15 protein-coding genes are annotated in these 18,561 nt (G+C 70.7%); 11 read left to right on the plus strand and 4 right to left on the minus strand.

Features of this window, described 5'->3' with window-relative positions; all coding sequences use genetic code 11:
* The first annotated feature begins 18 nt into the window (after nucleotides 1–18).
* Both rsmI and ATL42_RS00675 read left to right on the plus strand, forming a co-directional pair.
* The gene (rsmI, locus tag ATL42_RS00670; protein ID WP_098453704.1) at nucleotides 19–873 is read left to right on the plus strand and encodes a 16S rRNA (cytidine(1402)-2'-O)-methyltransferase; all 855 of its coding nucleotides are present in this window, start codon (nucleotides 19–21) and stop codon (nucleotides 871–873) included.
* A 73-nt stretch (nucleotides 874–946) separates the two neighbouring features.
* Nucleotides 947–2,701, plus strand: coding sequence for an ABC transporter ATP-binding protein (locus tag ATL42_RS00675; protein ID WP_098456222.1), 1,755 nt, complete (start codon nucleotides 947–949; stop codon nucleotides 2,699–2,701).
* 16 nt (nucleotides 2,702–2,717) lie between these two features.
* On the opposite strand, the gene ATL42_RS00680 is transcribed toward ATL42_RS00675, so the two are convergent.
* Nucleotides 2,718–3,338: an isochorismatase family protein gene (locus tag ATL42_RS00680; protein WP_098453705.1), complete on the minus strand. Its 621-nt coding sequence runs from the start codon at nucleotides 3,336–3,338 to the stop codon at nucleotides 2,718–2,720.
* Nucleotides 3,339–3,398: 60 nt separating this feature from the next.
* Between ATL42_RS00680 and ATL42_RS00685 the strand changes: the two genes are divergently transcribed.
* From ATL42_RS00685 to ATL42_RS00725, 9 genes are all read left to right on the plus strand, one after another.
* Nucleotides 3,399–4,592, plus strand: a complete 1,194-nt coding sequence (locus ATL42_RS00685) for an aminotransferase class I/II-fold pyridoxal phosphate-dependent enzyme (protein ID WP_098453706.1) — start codon at nucleotides 3,399–3,401, stop codon at nucleotides 4,590–4,592.
* Complete coding sequence (locus tag ATL42_RS00690) at nucleotides 4,589–5,983, plus strand: PQQ-dependent sugar dehydrogenase (protein WP_245861919.1); 1,395 nt, start codon at nucleotides 4,589–4,591, stop codon at nucleotides 5,981–5,983. The genes ATL42_RS00685 and ATL42_RS00690 overlap by 4 nt, the downstream gene beginning before the upstream one ends.
* A 90-nt stretch (nucleotides 5,984–6,073) precedes the next feature.
* A complete protein-coding gene (gene metG, locus ATL42_RS00695; RefSeq protein WP_098453707.1) occupies nucleotides 6,074–7,789 on the plus strand; it encodes a methionine--tRNA ligase in 1,716 nt (571 codons plus the stop codon).
* A gap of 27 nt (nucleotides 7,790–7,816) precedes the next feature.
* Nucleotides 7,817–8,728, plus strand: coding sequence for a TatD family hydrolase (locus ATL42_RS00700; RefSeq protein WP_098453708.1), 912 nt, complete (start codon nucleotides 7,817–7,819; stop codon nucleotides 8,726–8,728).
* A gap of 249 nt (nucleotides 8,729–8,977) precedes the next feature.
* A complete protein-coding gene (locus ATL42_RS00705; RefSeq protein ID WP_245861922.1) occupies nucleotides 8,978–10,174 on the plus strand; it encodes a resuscitation-promoting factor in 1,197 nt (398 codons plus the stop codon).
* A gap of 352 nt (nucleotides 10,175–10,526) precedes the next feature.
* A complete protein-coding gene (locus ATL42_RS00710; RefSeq protein WP_098453709.1) occupies nucleotides 10,527–12,023 on the plus strand; it encodes a resuscitation-promoting factor in 1,497 nt (498 codons plus the stop codon).
* A gap of 71 nt (nucleotides 12,024–12,094) precedes the next feature.
* Complete coding sequence (gene rsmA / locus ATL42_RS00715; protein ID WP_098453710.1) at nucleotides 12,095–12,982, plus strand: 16S rRNA (adenine(1518)-N(6)/adenine(1519)-N(6))-dimethyltransferase RsmA; 888 nt, start codon at nucleotides 12,095–12,097, stop codon at nucleotides 12,980–12,982.
* Complete coding sequence (locus ATL42_RS00720; protein ID WP_098453711.1) at nucleotides 12,979–13,908, plus strand: 4-(cytidine 5'-diphospho)-2-C-methyl-D-erythritol kinase; 930 nt, start codon at nucleotides 12,979–12,981, stop codon at nucleotides 13,906–13,908. Before rsmA ends, ATL42_RS00720 begins: the two co-directional genes overlap by 4 nt.
* A gap of 45 nt (nucleotides 13,909–13,953) precedes the next feature.
* Nucleotides 13,954–15,807, plus strand: coding sequence for an ABC-F family ATP-binding cassette domain-containing protein (locus ATL42_RS00725; RefSeq protein WP_098453712.1), 1,854 nt, complete (start codon nucleotides 13,954–13,956; stop codon nucleotides 15,805–15,807).
* Between the two features lie 31 nt (nucleotides 15,808–15,838).
* Here the strand turns inward: ATL42_RS00725 and ATL42_RS00730 are convergent, their stop codons facing one another.
* The 3 genes from ATL42_RS00730 to ATL42_RS00740 are packed head-to-tail and all read right to left on the minus strand — an operon-like array spanning nucleotide 15,839 to nucleotide 18,547.
* Nucleotides 15,839–16,351, minus strand: coding sequence for a MarR family winged helix-turn-helix transcriptional regulator (locus ATL42_RS00730; protein ID WP_098453713.1), 513 nt, complete (start codon nucleotides 16,349–16,351; stop codon nucleotides 15,839–15,841).
* A 49-nt stretch (nucleotides 16,352–16,400) separates the two neighbouring features.
* Nucleotides 16,401–17,606 carry an ABC transporter permease gene (locus ATL42_RS00735; protein WP_098453714.1) on the minus strand — a complete coding sequence of 402 codons (1,206 nt, stop codon included), beginning with the start codon at nucleotides 17,604–17,606 and terminating at the stop codon, nucleotides 16,401–16,403.
* Entirely contained in the window at nucleotides 17,603–18,547 is a 945-nt protein-coding gene (locus ATL42_RS00740) for an ABC transporter ATP-binding protein (protein ID WP_098453715.1), read from the minus strand. Before ATL42_RS00740 ends, ATL42_RS00735 begins: the two co-directional genes overlap by 4 nt.
* Nucleotides 18,548–18,561 lie beyond the last annotated feature (14 nt).

Consider the following 18,561-nt stretch of genomic DNA (forward strand, 5'->3'; position numbering starts at 1 on the left):
CGTGGCAGGGTAGACCCTATGACCGGCCGACTGATCCTTGCTGCAACACCTATCGGGGACGTCGAGGACGCCTCGCCGCGTCTGCGCCGTCTGCTCGTCGAGGCGGATGTCGTCGCCGCAGAAGACACCCGACGCCTGCACGCCCTCGTCGGTCGGCTCGAGCTCCGGATGGGCGGCCGCGTGGTCAGCTATCACGAGCACAACGAGTCGGCCCGGGCGGGTGAGCTGCTCGACGTCGTGGAGCAGGGCGGGACGGTCCTCATCGTCACCGACGCCGGCATGCCGAGCGTGTCCGACCCCGGCTACCGCGTCGTCGCAGCCGCGATCGAGCGCGGACTCACCGTCACGTCGGCGCCCGGCCCCAGTGCCGTGCTCACGGCGCTCGCCGTCTCAGGGCTCCCGACGGACCGGTTCTGCTTCGAGGGATTCCCGCCACGCAAGGCGGGGGAGCGGGCGCGCGCGTTCGAGTCGCTCGCGGACGAACGGCGCACGATGGTGTTCTTCGAGTCTCCGCACCGCATCGATCAGACGCTCGCCGCGATGGCGGAGGCGTTCGGCAGCGACCGGCCCGCCGCTGTCTGCCGTGAGCTGACCAAGACCTACGAGGAAGTCCTGCGGGGCGGCCTCGCCGAGCTGGCCGAGCGCGCCTCGGGGGAGCAGCTCCGTGGAGAGATCTCGATCGTCGTCGCCGGGGCTCCGGCGCGCGAGTCGCTGTCCACGGGTGACGCTGTTGCTGAGGTCCTCGCACGGGTCGACGGCGGGGAACGCCTCAAGGAGGCTGTCGCTGACGTCGCCGGGATCGCGGGGATCCACAAGCGTGAGCTCTATGCGGCGGCGCTTGCTGCGAAGCCGGGGCGGGTCCGCCAGCCCTGAGGTGCGAGACCCGTGTCGAATCGATTCGGGCTACCACTGTCGAATTGATTCGACCGGGGTGACAATGATCACCATGACCCGCACACCCTTGGATCTCGAGGACTGGTACGACCCCACCCATCCGGTCCGGACCACGCTGCGGCTGTTCTCCGAGCAGCGCTGGCGCATGACCGGGGCGGCCTTCACCTACGCCGTCAAGCACTCCCCGGTCTGGGTGATGCCCGTGCTCACCGCCCAGGTCATCGACATCGTCGTCGACGAGCGCCCCCTCTCCGAGCTCTGGTTCATCGCGGCGTTCATGGCCGTGCTCATCCTGCAGAACCTTCCGCTGACCTCTCTGTACGCGCACCTCCTCAGTCACTCGGTCCGCACCGTCGAGACCAACCTGCGCATGTCCCTCGCCCGGCGCCTGCAGGAGCTCTCCATCGGCTACCACCGACGGATGAGCGCAGGAGTCCTCCAGGCAAAGATCGTCCGAGACGTCGAGAACGTCGTCGAGTCCTCCCGGCAGACCTTCGACTCCGCGCTGGGCGCGATCACCACGCTCGTCGGTGCGCTCGTCATCACAGCGTTCCGCACGCCAGAGTTCCTGCCGGTGTTCCTCCTCGCCGTGCCCGCGTCGGCAGGCCTCATCGTCGTCATGCGCAAGCGCATGACGAGCCGCAACGCAGCCTTCCGCGTGCAGATCGAGGCCATGTCCGCTCGCGTGAGCGAGATGACCCACCTCATCCCCATCACCCGGGCGCACGCGCTCGAGAGCCGCGAGCTCGACCGGCTCGACACCACCCTCGTCGGGGTCCGTGAAGCGGGGATCCGGCTCGACGTCCTCAACGGCCGCTTCGGTGCGCTCGCGTGGGTCACCTTCCAGCTGCTGTCCGCCGCGTGCCTCGTCGGGGCAGCCTGGGCTGCCTACACCGGGCGGTTCGACCTCACGCCCGGGGACGTCGTCATGCTCTCCAGCTACTTCGTGCAGCTCACCGGCTCGGTCACGGTGCTCATGACGCTGGCGCCGATCGTCACCAAGGGGCTCGAGTCGATCCGTTCGATGGGCGACGTGCTCGCCGAGCAGGACCTCGAGCGCAACGCGGGCAAGAGCCAGGTGAGCGACGTCCGGGGCGACGTGCGCTTCGAGAACGTGGGATTCCGGTACGACGACGGCGCGGCACCCGCGATCGGCGCGCTGACGCTCGACGTCCGTGCGGGGGAGACCGTCGCCCTCGTCGGGCCGTCAGGGTCGGGGAAGTCGACGGTGCTCAACCTCATCATCGGCTTCTTGCGGCCCACGAGCGGGCGGATCGTGCTGGACGGCGTCGACATGGCCGAGCTCGACCTGCGGTCGTACCGAAAGCACATCGCGGTGGTCCCTCAGGAGTCGCTCCTCTTCGAGGGGTCGGTGCGGGACAACGTCACGTACGGCGACAACGAGCTGCCTGACGAGGTGGTCGTCGCTGCGGTCCGGGACGCCAACGCGTGGGACTTCGTCGAGGAGATGGGCGGTCTGGACGCCGTCATCGGCGAGCGCGGCTCACGCCTGTCCGGCGGCCAGCGTCAACGCATCGCGATCGCTCGCGCGCTCGTCCGCAACCCTCGGGTCCTCGTGCTCGACGAGGCCACCTCTGCGCTCGACACGACGTCGGAGCGGCTCGTCCAGGAGGCGCTCGAACGACTCATGGCGGGGCGGACGACGTTCGTCGTCGCGCACCGGCTCTCCACGGTCCGCGGGGCGGACCGGATCGCGGTCATGCACGACGGGCACGTGGTCGAGGTGGGCTCGCACGCGGAGCTGGTCGCTGCGGGAGGTGCGTACGCGCAGCTGCAGACGCTGTGAGGCGCGGTCGGTCGCTCTACTGCGCGTGGCTGTCTGCGAGGTGGACACCGGCAGCCGTCAGCTCTGAGCGCGCGGCCGCGCCGAGCGCGACGGTGACCGGGACGGTGAGGTCTGTGAGCACCCGCGTCGCGAGCCCGAGCGCGTGGGCGTCGAGGGCGGTGGCCTTGACGCAGTGCGACTCCGCGATGCCGACGACGTCGACCCGGGTGATCTCGGAGTCGAGGAGGATGTCCGCGAGCATCCGGTCTGTGCTGTCGCGGCCCTCGAACCCGGAGTAGGCGGCCTGGTACTCGCCCTTCTTGACGCTCGCGTCAGGGGCGATCGAGGCGAGCGCGGGGTGGAGCTCGGCCTCGGCGGTGCCGGCGATCCCGTGCGGCGGCCACGTGTCGACGAAGTCGGGGGTGTCGCTGAAGTGTGCACCAGGGTCGATGTGCCAGTCCTGCGTGGTGACGACGAGGTCGTAGTCGTCGCGGTGCTCGGCGACGTAGCCGGCGATCGCGTGCGCGACGTCGTGGCCGCCGTCCACCGCGAGCGCCCCGCCCTCGCAGAACGTCGGTTGGACGTCGACGACGAGCAGCGCTCGGTGCGTGCGCTCCCGGGCGCTGCTGGCGTGGCTGAGGTCACCTGAGCTCGTCATCGTGCCAATCTAGCCGGACGCACCGGTCGCCGCACCCAGCACCGGCGATAGGCTGGCAGCATGCCCCGTGAGATCGAGTTCCGCCGCATCCCAGGCCTGCCGCCGTACGTCTTCACGATCATCGACTCGCTCAAGCTGGCGGCGCGCCGCGACGGTCGAGACATCGTCGACCTGGGCTTCGGCAACCCGGACCTGCCCAGCCCGCAGATCGCTGTCGACAAGCTGGCCGAGGCTGCGCAGAACCAGCGCAACCACCGCTACTCGTCCTCGCGCGGCATCCCCAAGCTCCGTGAGGCTGTCGCGGCGCTCTACCAGCGGCGCTTCGGTGTGACGCTCGACCCCGAGACGCAGATCATCTCGACGATCGGGGCCAAGGAGGGGTTCAGCCACCTCATGTGGGTGCTCCTGCAGCCGGGGGACTCGGCGATCGTGCCGACGCCGAGCTATCCCATCCACATCTGGGGCCCGTACTTCGCGGGGGCCGATGCCCGTCAGGTGCCGATCGGCGACGGGACGGACGCGTCGGGCTTCATCGACCGGGTCATGGCGGCGTGGGAGCTCGGCTGGCCGAAGCCCCGGGTGGTGGTGCTGAGCTTCCCGCACAACCCGACGACGACGGTGGCGACCCTCGAGGACCTGCAGCGCCTCGTCGACTGGGCACAGGACAAAGACGTGGTGCTCGTCCACGACCTCGCGTACGCGGACATGACGTTCGACGGCTTCACCCCGCCGTCGATCATGCAGTGCACCGGCGCGACAGAGGTCGCCGTCGAGCTGTACTCGATGACGAAGTCGTACTCGATGGCCGGGTGGCGTGTGGCGTTCCTCGTGGGGCGCGCGGACGTGGTCGGGGCGCTCGGCAAGCTCAAGAGCTACCTCGACTACGGGACGTTCCAGCCCATCCAGATCGCTGCGACCGTCACGCTCAACGAGGCGGTCGACGTCCCCCGCGAGGTGTCGGACGTCTACGAGTCCCGGCGCAACACGCTCGTGGACGGGCTCAACCGGATCGGGTGGGAGACGGCGAAGCCTGGGGGCACCATGTTCGTGTGGGCGCGCATCCCCGAGGCGTACCGCGAGATGGGTTCCATCGAGTTCGCGAAGCACGTCATCGAGGAGTGCGACGTGGCGGTCTCGCCCGGTGTCGGTTTCGGGGCCGGAGGGGACGAGTTCGTCCGGTTCGCGCTCATCGAGAACGAGCACCGCATCGGGCAGGCCGTGCGCGGCCTGAAGAAGGGACTGACGAGGCTGTGACGCGCGGACACTGCACCGAGGACGGCCGACGGCGCGTCGCGGCGTCACGACGGGCGGTCGCGGCGACGGCTGCGGTCATGACGGTGCTCGCGCTCGCGTCCTGCGGAGACGACGAGAGCTCGTCGCCGGAGCCGTCTGCGTCGAGCGCGGCTCCTGCGACGGGGGAGCCTGAGGCAGAGCCGTCACCGTCCACGTCGCCGACGCCGGGCGCACGCGTCCCGGAGGTCGAGAAGGTGACTGCCGAGGTGACTGCTTCTCTCGCCTCGGACCTCGCCGCGCCGTGGGGTGTCGCCGAGCTGCCGGACGGCGCATGGCTCGTCACGCAGCGCGACACCCGGACGGTCCTGCGGCTGAGCGCCGGAGCGGGCTCGAGCGCGCCGGTCACGCTCACGGGGCCGGGCGCGGACGAGCTCGTCGACGGCACCACGGGCGAGGGCGAGGGCGGCCTGCTCGGGATCGCGGTGTCGCCGACGTTCGCTGACGACGGCCGCGTGTACGTGTACCGCACGGCCGAGGACGGCAACGAGGTGCTCTGGGGCGAGCTCACCGACGACACCCTCGGCGTGCTGACTCCCGTGATCCAGGAGATCCCTGCTGCGGCCAACCACGACGGCGGGCAGGTGGCGTTCGGTCCGGACGGCTTCCTCTACGTCACGACCGGCGATGCCGGGGTCGAGCGCGACGCCCAGGACCCGGACTCGCTCGCCGGGAAGATCCTGCGGCTCACGCCCGATGGCGACGCGGCGCCCGACAACCCTGTCCCCGGTTCGCCGATGTGGAGCATGGGTCACCGCAACGTCCAGGGCATCGGTTGGTCCGACGACGGACGGATGTTCGCCTCCGAGCTCGGCCAGAGCCGGTCCGACGAGCTCAACCTCATCGTCGCCGGCGGGAACTACGGATGGCCGGACGTCGAAGGGGCCGCGGGGACGGACGACACCGAGGCTGGACCGGCCACGGCAGATGCAGCCGACAGCGCCGACAGCGCCGATACAGACGGTGACACGACCACGGACCGGACGGGCTTCATCGAGCCCCTCGTCACGTGGCCCACGTCGTCGGCCTCGCCGAGCGGCCTGGCTGTGACGAGCGAGGGCATATACCTCGCAGGCCTGGGCGGCGAGACGCTCTGGCGGGTCCCGCTCGCGACGCAAGGGGTCGGTACGCCGCAGGCGCTCCTCGAGGGGGTGTACGGGCGGCTCCGCTCGGTGGTGGTCGCCTCGAACGGGACGCTGCGGGTGCTGACGAACAACACGGACGGTCGTGGCACACCCCGTGCGGGCGACGACCAGCTCCTGGCCGTGACGATCACGCCGGTCCTCGCCACCGAGCCAGCGACGGTCGAGCCACCGACCGTCGAGCCGCCGTCGCTGCAGGCACCCGCCGGATAGCGACGCCGGCTCCGGTGCACGGTCCCGGCCGCCCGGACGGTGCCGGACGGCTGAGGCCGGGGCCGCCACGAACGTCTTATCATTGGGCCCATGGTCACCGCAGGAATCCCAGCACCCAGCGACATCCCCAGTGACGCACCCGGTGCCGGCACCGGTTCGACGTCCTTCTACCTCACGACCCCGATCTTCTACGTCAACGACGCCCCGCACATCGGGCACTCGTACACGACGGTCGCGGCCGACGTCCTCACCCGCTGGCACCGCCAGCGCCAGGAAGACGTCTGGTTCCTCACCGGGACGGACGAGCACGGTCAGAAGGTCATGCGGACGGCCGAAGCGAACGGGATGACCCCGCAGGAGTGGTCGGACCGCCTCGTCGAGTCCTCCTGGAAGCCGGTCCTCACGACCGTCGACGTCATCAACGACGACTTCATCCGCACCACCCAGCCGCGGCACACCGAGCGCGTCCAGACCTTCATCCAGGACCTGTACGACAAGGGCGAGATCTACGCCGGCTCGTACGAGGGGCCGTACTGCGTGGGGTGCGAGGAGTACAAGCTCGCGGGCGACCTCGTCGACGGCACCGGTGAGTTCGCGGGCCAGAAGGTCTGCGCAGTCCACGGCAAGCCGGTCGAAGAGCTCTCGGAGCAGAACTACTTCTTCAAGATGAGCGCCTACACGGACCGCCTGCTCGCGCTCTACGAGGACCACCCCGAGTTCGTCCAGCCTGCCAGCGCGCGCAACGAGGTCATCGGCTTCGTCAAGCAAGGTCTCCAGGACCTGTCGATCTCCCGCTCGACGTTCGACTGGGGCGTCCCCATCCCCTGGGACACCACGCACGTCCTCTACGTGTGGTTCGACGCGCTCCTCAACTACGCCACAGCGGTCGGTCTGGGGTCCGCGGACCCCGCCGACGCCGAGAAGTTCGCTCGCACGTGGCCGGCGGACGTGCACCTCGTCGGCAAGGACATCCTGCGGTTCCACGCCGTGACCTGGCCGGCCATGCTCATGGCTGCGGGCCTCCCGCTGCCGACCACCGTGTTCGCTCACGGGTGGCTGCTCGTCGGCGGCGAGAAGATGAGCAAGTCCAAGCTCACGGGCATCTCGCCCGACGTCATCGTCGACCACTTCGGCTCCGACGCGTTCCGGTACTACTTCATGCGCGCGATCCCCTTCGGCTCCGACGGGTCCTTCTCCTGGGAGGACCTCGCCGCGCGGTACAACGCCGAGCTCGCCAACGGCCTGGGCAACCTCGCGTCCCGGGTCGCCGCGATGGTCGGGAAGAACTTCAGCGGATCCCTGCCCGCGCCGGGCGCCCTCACCGAGGCGGAAGAGGCTCTCGAGGTGGTAGCGCTCAAGGCGGTCGTCGACGCCGAGGACGCGATCGACCGGATCTCGCCCAACGAGGCGATCAACGCGATCTGGACCCTTGTCGACGCGACGAACATGTACCTCACCGAGCAAGAGCCGTGGAAGGTCGCCAAGCTCCCGGGCGAGTCCACCGACGACGGCGCGGGTGTCGAGGGCGGCCGCCTCGCGACGATCCTCGTGACGGCTGCTGAGGCGCTCCGGACGCTCGCGGTCCTGCTCAACCCGGTCATCCCCAAGGCTGCCCAGGGTCTGTGGGTGCTGCTCGGGGCGCAGGAGCCTCTCGGTCCGCTCGCGGCACAGCAGGTCCGCGCAGCCGGTCGCTTCGGTGCGCTCCCGGCAGGTACCCGCGTCACGAAGGGGGAGTCCCTCTTCCCCCGGCTCGAGGACGCCGACCCGGCCGTCCCCGCGACCACCTCGACCACAGCGTCCGCCTGAGCCGGCGGCGACGGCAGGAGCCTACTCATGGCACGAGTGCGTGACCGGAGCTGGCCACCAGCACCTGAGGTGCTGCCGCGCCCGGTGGTCGACAACCACACCCACCTCGACTCGATCGCGCAGGTCCTGGCCGACGGTGAGCCTGTCCCCACCGTCGCGCAGCTGATCGCGGACGCGACCGCGGTCGGGGTGACGCGGATGGTCCAGGTGGGGTGCGACCTGCCGGCGGCCCGGTGGACCGACGCGGCGGTGCGCGAGCACCCCGCGCTCGTCGGAGCGGTCGCCATCCACCCGAACGAGGCCCCTCTGCACGCGGGCGTCCGTGAGGTGGGCCCGGACGGTCTCGACCCGTCCGTCCGCGAGCACCACGGTGTGGACCTCGACACCGCGATCGCCGAGATCGCGAGCATCGCCCGCACGAACGATCGTGTCCGCGCGATCGGGGAGACCGGCATGGACCTCTTCCGGACCGGGGAGCGAGGTGTGGCCGTGCAGCGCGAGGCGTTCCGTGCGCACGTCGCGCTCGCCAAAGAGCTCGGGATCGCGCTGCAGATCCACGACCGCGACGCGCACGCCGAGGTCCTCGACGTCCTGGCGAAGGACGGGGCCCCGGACCGCACGGTCTTCCACTGCTACTCCGGCGACGCGGCGATGGCGGAGCACTGCGTGCGCGAGGGCTGGTTCCTCTCGTTCGCCGGCCCGGTCACCTTCGGCGCGAACGACGGGCTGCGCGAGGCGCTGCGGCGGACGCCTCTCAGCCAGGTCCTCGTCGAGACGGACGCGCCGTACCTCACACCGCACCCGTTCCGCGGGCGACCGAACGCGCCGTACCTCGTCCCAGTGACCCTGCGGACGATCGCCGCGGTGCACGACGTGGACCTGGCGACCGTCTGCGACACCGTGTCCGCCACCTCGGAGAGGCTCTACGGGCCCTGGTGAGAGCATCTCGCCGAGCAGTCGAAGCTGGTCGGCGCGCACGGACGCGCATGAAGCGTTCGTGAGAGTTCGTCGTCCTGACTGTCTGGGGGCTGCTCTTCGTGCTCGGCTCCGCTACCGTAGGGCAGCACGTGTGTCGGCCGGAGTACGTCCAGCGCCTCGACAGCTGCGACCAACGCCGGCTGCGACAGCCGTGACAACGAGAGCTGCGACGGGCAGCCGAGACCGACGACCGAGAGGGTCAGCCCACACGTGATCGGTAACCTGCGAGGCGTCCGGGGTGCTGCGCCCCAAGTACCACGCCCTGTACGCCTGGTCGCACAGACGGTGATCCTCGCGACGATCGTCAGCGGCACCACCGCCTTCACGACGCTGCACAAGAGCGTGACGCTCGAGGTCAACGGCGACGTCCGGACCGTCTCGGTCTTCGGACGGACGGTCGACGACGTCCTCGCCGGTCAGGTCGTCGACCTGAGCGCGAACGACAAGATCTACCCGGAAGGCTCGACGATCGTCAACGACGGCGACCTCATCGTGGTGCGGACCCTCAAAGACATCCAGATCGAGATCGACGGCGAGATGCAGACGATCGCGTCGACCGCGCTCACGGTGGGCGAGGTGCTCGACGAGCTCGGACCGCGAACAGAGGGAGCGACCGTGTCGGCGTCTCGCTCCGAAGCAGTCGGTCGGTCGACACTGAAGATCTCCACGGTCAAGAACCTCACCGTCTCGATCGACGGCCAGCTCATCGAGCGCTCGACCACGGCGGCATCGGTGCGTGACGTGCTCAGCGACCTTGGCGTCGTCCTCAGCCCGGGCGACGTGGTCAGCCCTGAGCTCGAGACCACCCCGGTGGACGGTCAGGTGATCACCGTCGGCCGTGTCGCCGCGAGCACCACGACCGAGACCGAGGTGCTCCCGTTCACCGTCGAGGAGACGGAGGACGCATCGATCGTCGTCGGGCAGCGTGTGGTGAAGCAGACCGGCCGGGTCGGTCAGGCGGTCACGACCTATGACATCGCGCTCGTCGACGGGGTCGAGTCTGAGCGGACCGTCGTCGCTCGGCAGGTGATCGTGGCTCCGCGCGACGAGCTCGTCAGCATCGGGACGCTCGAGCTGCCCGACCCGACGACCGTCGTCATCGACTCAGGGTCTGCACGGGCGCTCGGGCAGTCAATGGCGCTCGAGCGCGGCTACGGGGCCGACGAGTTCGCCTGCCTCGAGAGCCTCTGGACCAAGGAGAGCAACTGGAACGTCACCGCCGAGAACGCCTCGAGCGGTGCCTACGGGATCCCGCAGTCGCTCCCCGGCTCCAAGATGGCGAGCGTGGCCTCGGACTGGCGGACCAACGCCGCGACCCAGATCACGTGGGGGCTCAACTACATCGAAGGCCGCTACGGCACCCCGTGCGGGGCGTGGGCCCACTCTCAGTCGTCCGGCTGGTACTGATCTACCGGGTGAAGTTTCACCCTCCCGACGGCGTGTCGTCGAGCAGGCGCGCAACGGCGGTATTGCACCGGATCGGGCAGGTTCGGCCTCTCGGCGAGCCGTGAGGAAAGCGCCTGCACGCGCGGGGCACGGGTTGGCGGAACATCACGGAACGGTTACGGTCGATCGTTGCCTGGACCCGCTCGACCGTCTCCCTCTGGAGCGATCGACCCAGGGCGCAGCCGGCTAGACGGGCGTCACGACGCCAGCCGCCGGCACGATGGCCGGATCAGGACAGACGCGACGCCCACGGGCGACGGCAGCAGCCGCAGCGACGATCTTGTGCCCGGAAGGCTCCACGTCTGGACACCACTTGAAGAACCCTTTCCGCGGCTCTGCGCCGCACAGCACCCTGAGCACCCCCAGCACCCCCAGCACCCCGGGCTCCACGAGCTCCTTCGGCTCGACCAGCACGACCGATGCGAGCCGCCCCGCGGCCGCCCCACTCTCTTCCGAGGCCGCGAGCCTCGACGGCGCTCCCTCCGCCACAGCACGCCCCGGCCGACGCCGTCGCCGTACCGCACTGATCGTCGGAGGCGGCCTCGCGCTCGCTCTGGTCGGTGGCGGGACCGCCGTCTACGCGGATGCGCACAAGACCATCACCCTCGACGTCGACGGCACCGTCACGACGGTGTCCACGCTGTCGGGCTCCGTCGGTGGCGTCCTCGCCGAGCAGGGGATCGCGGTCGGTGACGATGACCTCGTCGCCCCGGCGGCGAGCGCCGAGCTCACGGAGAGCTCCGACGTCGTGGTCCGCTACGGACGTCAGATCACGCTCGAGCAGGACGGCGTCGCCAGCGAGATCACGACCACCGCGGTCGATGCTGAGGAGCTGCTCGAGGCCTACGCCTCACGGAGCGACGTGCGTCTCGTCGCGTCGCGCTCCGCAGCCGACGGCCGCACCGCGGTCGGGCTCCGGCTGAGCATCGACGGCCCTGTGGACCTCCTTGTCGACGGCGAGACCACACGCATCGACGACGGCTCCGTCGGGCTCGAGACGATCTTCGCCGAAGCCGGTGTGGAGCTGGGAGACCTCGACCGGGTCACCGTCCAGCACCTGCCGACCCCGGAAGCGCTCAAGGCGCAGGAGCAGGCCGCCGAGCTCGCCGCGCAGCAGGTTGCAGACGCTGAGGCAGCGCCCGCAGAGACTCCTGCCGACGACGCCACCGCCCCAGCCGACGTGATCGCCGACCCGCGCGTCGACGACACCCAGCTGACGATCGTGGTCAACCGTGTCGCCGTCGCCGACGAAGCGGTCGAGGCGCCGATCCCGTTCGAGACGGTCACCGAAGAGGACGCCACGCGCTACGAGGACCTCGCCGTGGTGACGAAGGTCGAGGGCGTCGAGGGCGTCCAGACGACCGTGCACTCTGTGACGAAGGTCGACGGCGTCGAGGAGTCACGGACCCTGGTCTCCGACACGACCACGACCGAGCCCGTGACGAAGGTGCTCGTCAAGGGCACGAAGGAACGACCGGTCGTCGTCGCACCGAAGGTCACCACCCCGTCGGCACCCACCACCTCGGCACCCACGACGACCGCCACCGAGCCCGCTCCTGCGGTCGTCACCGGCGACGTCTGGTCCCGCCTCGCGCAGTGCGAGTCCGGCGGAAACCCGACGATCGTGAGCAGCAACGGTCTCTACCACGGCCTCTACCAGTTCTCGGTCGGTACGTGGCAGAGCCTCGGCGGCGCTGGCCTGCCGTCGCAGGCGTCCGCTGCTGAGCAGACACGCCTCGCACAGGCGCTCCAGGCGCGCTCGGGCTGGGGCCAGTGGCCTGCCTGCTCGTCCAAGCTCGGCCTGCGCTGAGACGGTGCGTCAGGCGTTCGCGAACGGGCGCCTGACGACCTTCTCCCCGATGAGCATCTAGGCTCATCCGTATGACGAACACCCTGAACGCCCTGCTCGGTCCGGTGCAGATCCGTGACCTGGCAGGGCGTCTTGGTGTCCGGCCCACGAAGACCCTCGGTCAGAACTTCGTCCACGACGCAGGCACCGTCCGCAAGATCGTGCGCTCCGCGGGCATCGAGGCAGGGCAGCACGTCGTCGAGGTCGGCCCAGGGCTCGGCTCCTTGACGCTCGGTCTCCTCGAGGCAGGAGTGAGCGTCGTCGCCGTCGAGATCGACCCTGTCTTGGCCGCACAGCTGCCGCTCACCGTCCGCGAGATGGCCCCCGAGCAGGCCGACCGGCTCACGGTCGTCGTGCAGGACGCGCTCACGGTGAAGGAGCTTCCCGGCCCGCCGCCCACGGCGCTCGTCGCGAACCTCCCGTACAACGTCGCCGTCCCCGTGCTCCTCACGTTCCTCGAGCGCTTCCCCTCTCTCGACCGCGTCCTCGTCATGGTCCAGGCAGAGGTCGCAGACCGGCTCGCGGCCCCACCCGGCAACCGGACGTACGGCATCCCCTCCGTCAAGGCCGCCTGGTACGCGAGCGCCCGGCGCACCGCGACGATCGGACGGTCCGTGTTCTGGCCGGTGCCCAACGTCGACTCGGCGCTGGTCCTCCTCGAGCGCCGGGACCACCCGCAGACCACAGCCTCCAGGCAGAGTGTCTTCCGGGTCGTCGACGCGGCCTTCGCCCAACGCCGCAAGACGCTCCGCGGAGCGCTCTCCGGCCTCGCCGGTTCGCCGGCTGCGGCGCAGTCGGCGCTCGAGGCCGCGGGCGTCGACCCCGGCGCTCGCGGTGAGCGCCTGACCGTCGCGGAGTTCGCGCGGATCGCCGAGGCGCTGGAGGCCGCTGCCACGGAGACTGCCGAGGGCGGCGCGTGACCGGGCCGACGCTCGTCACGGCGGCGCGCACCGCGGTCAAGGTCCGGGCACCCGCGAAGGTCAACCTGTCGCTGCACGTAGGACCGCGCGAGGACGACGGCTACCACCCGCTCATCACGGTCTTCCAGGCGGTCTCGTTGTACGAGGAGGTCGTCGCGGTCGAGGCGGACGACCTCTCGCTCACGGTGACCGGGCCGGGGGCGGAGTACGTGCCGCTCGACGGGACGAACCTTGCGCTGCGGGCGGCTCGAGCGCTCGCCGACCGCACCGGTACGGACCGGGGCGCGCTGCTCGAGATCACCAAGGGTGTTCCGGTGGCGGGCGGCATGGCAGGCGGGTCTGCAGACGCGGCGGCAGCGCTCGTCGCGCTCGACGCCCTGTGGGGCACGGGACTGACCCGGGAGGAGCTCGCCGAGGTCGCCGCCACGCTGGGCGCCGACGTACCGTTCGCGCTCCAGGGGCACACCGCGGTGGGCACGGGACGCGGCGACGTCCTCACGCCGGCGATGGTCCGGGGGACGTTCCACTGGGCGTTCGCGCTCCGCGCCGAAGGCCTCTCGACCCCTGACGTCTTCCGGCACTTCGACGAGATCGTCGGCCGAGGGCGTGATCTGGCGCCCGACGCGGACACGGCACTCATGGCGGCGCTGCGTGCCGGTGACGCGCCCCGGCTCGGCCTCGCGCTGTCGAACGACCTCCAGGGGCCGGCGATCGACCTCGCCCCCGACCTTGCTGAGACAATAGGTGCGGCGGCCAACGCCGGGGCGCTCGGGGTCGTCGTCTCGGGCTCTGGGCCGACCGTGGCTGCGCTCGGGCGCAGCCACCAGCACGCGCTCGCGATCGCTGCGGAGATGACTCTCGCAGGGGTGTGCGAGTCTGCAGTCTGCGCGTCGGGCCCGGTGCCCGGCGCCCGCGTCATCCTCTGACCGCTCACGAGCGGTCCTCCACGTACGTCCGACGGAAGAAGTACATTGGCTCACCTCTTGGGCGCTGACGGTCTGCGCTTCATGGCTGGTACGCGCACGCTGCTCGACGGCATCAGTCTCGGGATCGACGACGGGGACCGGATCGGGGTCGTCGGCCCCAACGGTGCCGGCAAGTCGACGCTCATGCGTCTGCTCTCCGGGAAGCTCACGCCGGACGACGGCCGGGTGACACAGGTCGGCGGCCTGTCCGTCGGGATGCTCGACCAGCGCGACGAGGTGGTGCCCGGCCAGACCGTCCGCGACGTCGTGTTCGGCGACGCCGAGGAGCACACCTGGGCGACGGACGCGAAGATCCGGTCCGTGCACATGGGGCTCCTGGGCGATCTCGACCTCGACCAGGACGCGGACGCGCTCTCGGGCGGGCAGCGTCGCCGGGTCGCGCTCGCGGCGCTCCTCGTCGCCGAGCACGACGTGATCTTCCTCGACGAGCCGACCAACCACCTCGACGTCGAGGGCGTGGCGTGGCTCGCGGAGCACCTGCGCGAGCGGTACGCCCGTCAGGGAGCCCGCGGCGCGCTCGTCGTCGTGACCCACGACCGGTGGTTCCTCGATGCCGTGTGCACCCGCATGTGGGAGGTCACCGGTGACGGCAGCGGTGCCGTCGAGGGGTACGAGGGCGGGTACGCGGCCTACGTGCTCACGCGGGCCGAGCGTGCGCGTGCCGCGTCGGTCACGGCGGAGAAGCGCAACAACCTGCTCCGCAAGGAGCTCGCCTGGTTGCAGCGCGGGGCACCCGCCCGCACGTCGAAGCCGAAGTTCCGGCTCGACGCGGCGGCGGCGCTCATCGCGGACGAGCCGGCGCCGCGCGACCCGCTCGAGCTGACGCGGATGGCGACGAAGCGGCTCGGCAAGGACGTGCTCGACCTCGAGGGCGTCACTCTGCGCGTGCCCAACGCGGACGGGTCGGCGAACGCTGACGGGCGCGTGCTCTTCGACGACGTGACGTGGCGTCTCGGTCCGGGCGACCGGTACGGGATCGTCGGCGTCAACGGTGCGGGCAAGACGACGCTCCTCAAGCTCCTCTCGGGGCGCTCCGTCCCGGAGTCGGGCCGCGTCAAGCGCGGCAAGACCATCGACGTCGCCGAGCTGACGCAGGACGTCGACGAGCTGGACCAGATCGCCGGGCTGCGGGTGCTCGAGGTGATCGAGCGCGAGAAGCGCACCGTCGAGGTCGACGGCAAGGAGCTCACCGCGGCTCAGCTCGTCGAGCGGCTGGGCTTCACGCGGGAGCGGTCGTCGACGCTCGTCCGAGACCTCTCGGGTGGAGAGCGTCGTCGGCTCCAGCTCTTGCGCCTGCTCGTCGGGGAGCCCAACGTGCTCCTGCTCGACGAGCCGACGAACGACCTCGACACGGACACGCTCGCCTCGCTCGAGGACCTGCTCGACGGCTGGCCGGGGACGCTCATCGTCGTGTCCCACGACCGCTACCTGCTCGAGCGGGTCTGCGACCGGCAGATCGCTCTCCTCGGCGACGGCACGCTGCGCGACCTGCCGGGGGGAGTCGAGCAGTATCTCGAGCTGCGGAACGCCGCGATCGCGCTGCGTGACAGCGGTGGCTCCGCGCCGTCGACGAGCGCGGGCGCCCCGGACGGAGCCGGTGACGACGGCGCCGCTGCTCCGAGCGGTGCCGAGGTGCGGGCCGCGAAGAAGGAGATCAACCGGATCGAGCGCCGCCTGAGCAAGATCGCAGAGCTCGAGACGCGGGTCCACGACAAGATGGCGGCGCAGGCCACCGACCACACGGCGGTCGCGGCGCTCGACGCGGAGCTCAAGGTTCTCGGAGCCGAGAAGGACGCGCTCGAAGACGAGTGGATGGTCGTCGCGGAGACCGCCGGCTGAGTCGCGTCAGGACGGGCTGGTCACGGCAGGTTCAGGTCAGCTCGTCGAACTGCGCCACGAGGCGCCGGAGCAGGTCGGCGATCTCTGGCTGGTCGGCCGGGTCGAGGACCGCGAGGACCTGGTGCTCGACGTCGAGCAGGTCGGAGAACGCCGCGTCGACGGTCGTGAGCCCAGACGGGGTGAGCCGCACGAGGACGCCGCGGCGGTCGCCCGGCGAGGGGAGCCGTTCGACGAAGAGGCGTGTCTCGAGCCGGTCGATGCGGTTGGTCATCGTGCCGCTCGTGACCATCGTCTGGGTGAGGAGCGCGCCGGGCGAGAGCGCGTACGGCTCGCCGGACCTGCGGAGCGCGGCGAGGACGTCGAACTCCCACGGCTCGAGGGTGTAGCGGGCGAACGCACCGCGGCGCGCGATGTCGAGGTGCCGGTTGAGGCGGCTCACGCGCGAGAGGACGGCCAGCGGCGAGACGTCGAGGTCAGGTCGGACGCGGCGCCATGCGGCGGTGATCCGGTCGACCTCGTCCTCGTGCGGCTGCTGACGCTCCATAGGTGGAGATTACTTGACGTCAAGAGTCTTGACAGACAGGCCGCGGCGCTCAGGCGGCCTTGAACGCGTCTCTGACCTTGATCCGGCTGCCGGTGCGGAGCACCGCGTTGCTGTAGACGCGGCTGCTGAACCACACGAGGAACGGGACGACCGCGAGGTTCCCGGCGAGCACGGCGAACACCTGCCAGTCGGGCACCGCACCGAGTGCGACGCGGATCGGCATGATGAGCGGTGACGTGAACGGCAGGTAGGAGAGCCAGGCCACGAGCGGGTTGTCCGGCGCCCAGGGGGCCACAGAGACTCCGACGATGTACGGGAGCATCATGAGGACGAGGACCGGCGACGTGACGGACGCGACCTCTTCCTGTCGCGAGACGAGCGCGGCCAGCGCTGCGAAGAGGAGCGCGTACATCGTGAACCCGACGACGAACCACGTGGTCGCCCACAGGGCTGTCGAGCCCAGGTCCACCGAGATCGAGTCGGTGAGGCCCAGCAGGCTCGATGCGGCGACGCCCGTGCCGGTGAGCAGCGCGACCTGGGCGAGCCCGATGGCTCCGATGCCGGCGACCTTCCCGGTCATGAGCTGCCACGGTCGCAGGGTGGCGAGCAACAGCTCGACGACCCGGCTCGTCTTCTCCTCGACGACGCCCTGCGCGACCATCTGGCCGCAGGTCTGGAGGGCGACGAACAGGAGGATGCCCACGACGTAGGCCGCAAGGATCTGCGAGCCGTCGACCTCGGGCGGCGGCTCGAGCGACTCGACGTCGAGCGCCGCGGAGGCGACGGCGGCGCTCACGGTGTCGGGATCACCGCCGAGAGCGTCGATCTCCGCCGCGAGGGCGGCCTGCTGGTCGAGGACGCTCAGGGCGGTGGTGAGGTCGATGTCGAGCGTCGTCTTGGCGACGACGGAGAAGTCGTCGGCCGTCCCGACCACGAGCGCGTCGAGGCTCTCGTCGGCGACCCGAGCGCGCCCGTCGGCGTCCGTGACCGTGTCGACCTCGACCCGTGGGCCGAGGCTCTCGGTGGTCGCGGTGATCGCACCGGCCAGCGAGGCGGTCTGCTCCGTGACCCCGACGCGCAGGGTCTTCTCGGACCCGATGACGAACGACGCGCCCACCGTGGCGGCGACGATGAGCACGAGGAGCACGACGGTCGTCCACACGAACGACTTCGTCCGAGCGCGCTGCACGATCTCCCGGCCCGCGACGAGGCGGACGGCATCCCAGGTGCCGGACGAACGGTCGCCGGCGCTCATGCCGCGCTCACCGTGGTGGAGCCGGGCGCGTCCGTGGTCTCGGCCTCGTGGCTGACGACGTGCCGGTACAGGTCGGTGAGGCTCGGGCGCTGCGGCGCGAACTCGCGGACCGGACCGGTGGCCAGCGCAGCACGCAGGACAGCCTGCTCGGCGTCGGGTGCTGCACCGACCTCGACGACGGTCCGGGTGCCGTCGGTCGAGAGTGTCGTGACGCCCGGCAGCGCGCTCGCCCACCCGGGAGGTGCGCCCGGCGCGTCGACGAGCCAGCGCGGCGCCGTCGAGGACCGGAGCTCGGCGACGCTGCCCAGGGTGACCATGGACCCGGCCTTGATGATCCCGACGCGGTCGCAGAGCCGCTCGACGAGGTCGAGCTGGTGCGAGGAGAAGATGACCGGTGCGCCGGCGTCGGCGCGCTCGCGCAGGACGCTGCTCATGACGTCGACGGCGACCGGGTCGAGCCCGGAGAACGGCTCGTCGAGGATGAGGACGTCCGGGTCGTGGACGAGGGCCGCTGCGAGCTGGACGCGCTGCTGGTTGCCGAGGGAGAGCTTCTGCACGTCGTCGCCGCGCCGTCCCGCGACGCCGAGGACCTCGGTCCACCGTTCCATGGACGCCGTGGCTGCGCTGGACGTGAGGCCGTGCAGGCGAGCGAGGTAGACGAGCTGCTCCCCGACCTTCATCTTCGGGTAGAGGCCGCGCTCTTCAGGCATGTACCCGACACGGCGGCGCGCCTCGAGGTCGAGGGGGCGCCCGTCCCAGCGGACCTCGCCCGAGTCGGCTGTGAGCACGCCGAGAGCGATCCGCATGGTGGTCGACTTCCCGGCACCGTTGGACCCGACGAAGCCGAAGATCTCGCCGGAGCCCACCGAGAACGACAGGCTGTCGAGGGCGCGCAAGGCACCGTAGGTCTTCGAGAGGGAGTCGATCTCAAGACTGGGCACGGGTGGTCCTCTCG

The sequence above is a fragment of the Sanguibacter antarcticus genome, from assembly GCF_002564005.1.
Taxonomy (GTDB): Bacteria; Actinomycetota; Actinomycetes; order Actinomycetales; family Cellulomonadaceae; genus Sanguibacter; species Sanguibacter antarcticus.

Bases quoted from the DNA above. Each gene is read 5' to 3' on its own strand.
- rsmI (WP_098453704.1), top strand. From the start codon at position 19: ATGACCGGCCGACTGATCCTTGCTGCAACACCTATCGGGGACGTCGAG.
- ATL42_RS00675 (WP_098456222.1), top strand. From the start codon at position 947: ATGACCCGCACACCCTTGGATCTCGAGGACTGGTACGACCCCACCCAT.
- ATL42_RS00680 (WP_098453705.1), bottom strand. From the start codon at position 3,338: ATGACGAGCTCAGGTGACCTCAGCCACGCCAGCAGCGCCCGGGAGCGC.
- ATL42_RS00685 (WP_098453706.1), top strand. From the start codon at position 3,399: ATGCCCCGTGAGATCGAGTTCCGCCGCATCCCAGGCCTGCCGCCGTAC.
- metG (WP_098453707.1), top strand. From the start codon at position 6,074: ATGGTCACCGCAGGAATCCCAGCACCCAGCGACATCCCCAGTGACGCA.
- ATL42_RS00700 (WP_098453708.1), top strand. From the start codon at position 7,817: ATGGCACGAGTGCGTGACCGGAGCTGGCCACCAGCACCTGAGGTGCTG.
- rsmA (WP_098453710.1), top strand. From the start codon at position 12,095: ATGACGAACACCCTGAACGCCCTGCTCGGTCCGGTGCAGATCCGTGAC.
- ATL42_RS00730 (WP_098453713.1), bottom strand. From the start codon at position 16,351: ATGGAGCGTCAGCAGCCGCACGAGGACGAGGTCGACCGGATCACCGCC.
- ATL42_RS00735 (WP_098453714.1), bottom strand. From the start codon at position 17,606: ATGAGCGCCGGCGACCGTTCGTCCGGCACCTGGGATGCCGTCCGCCTC.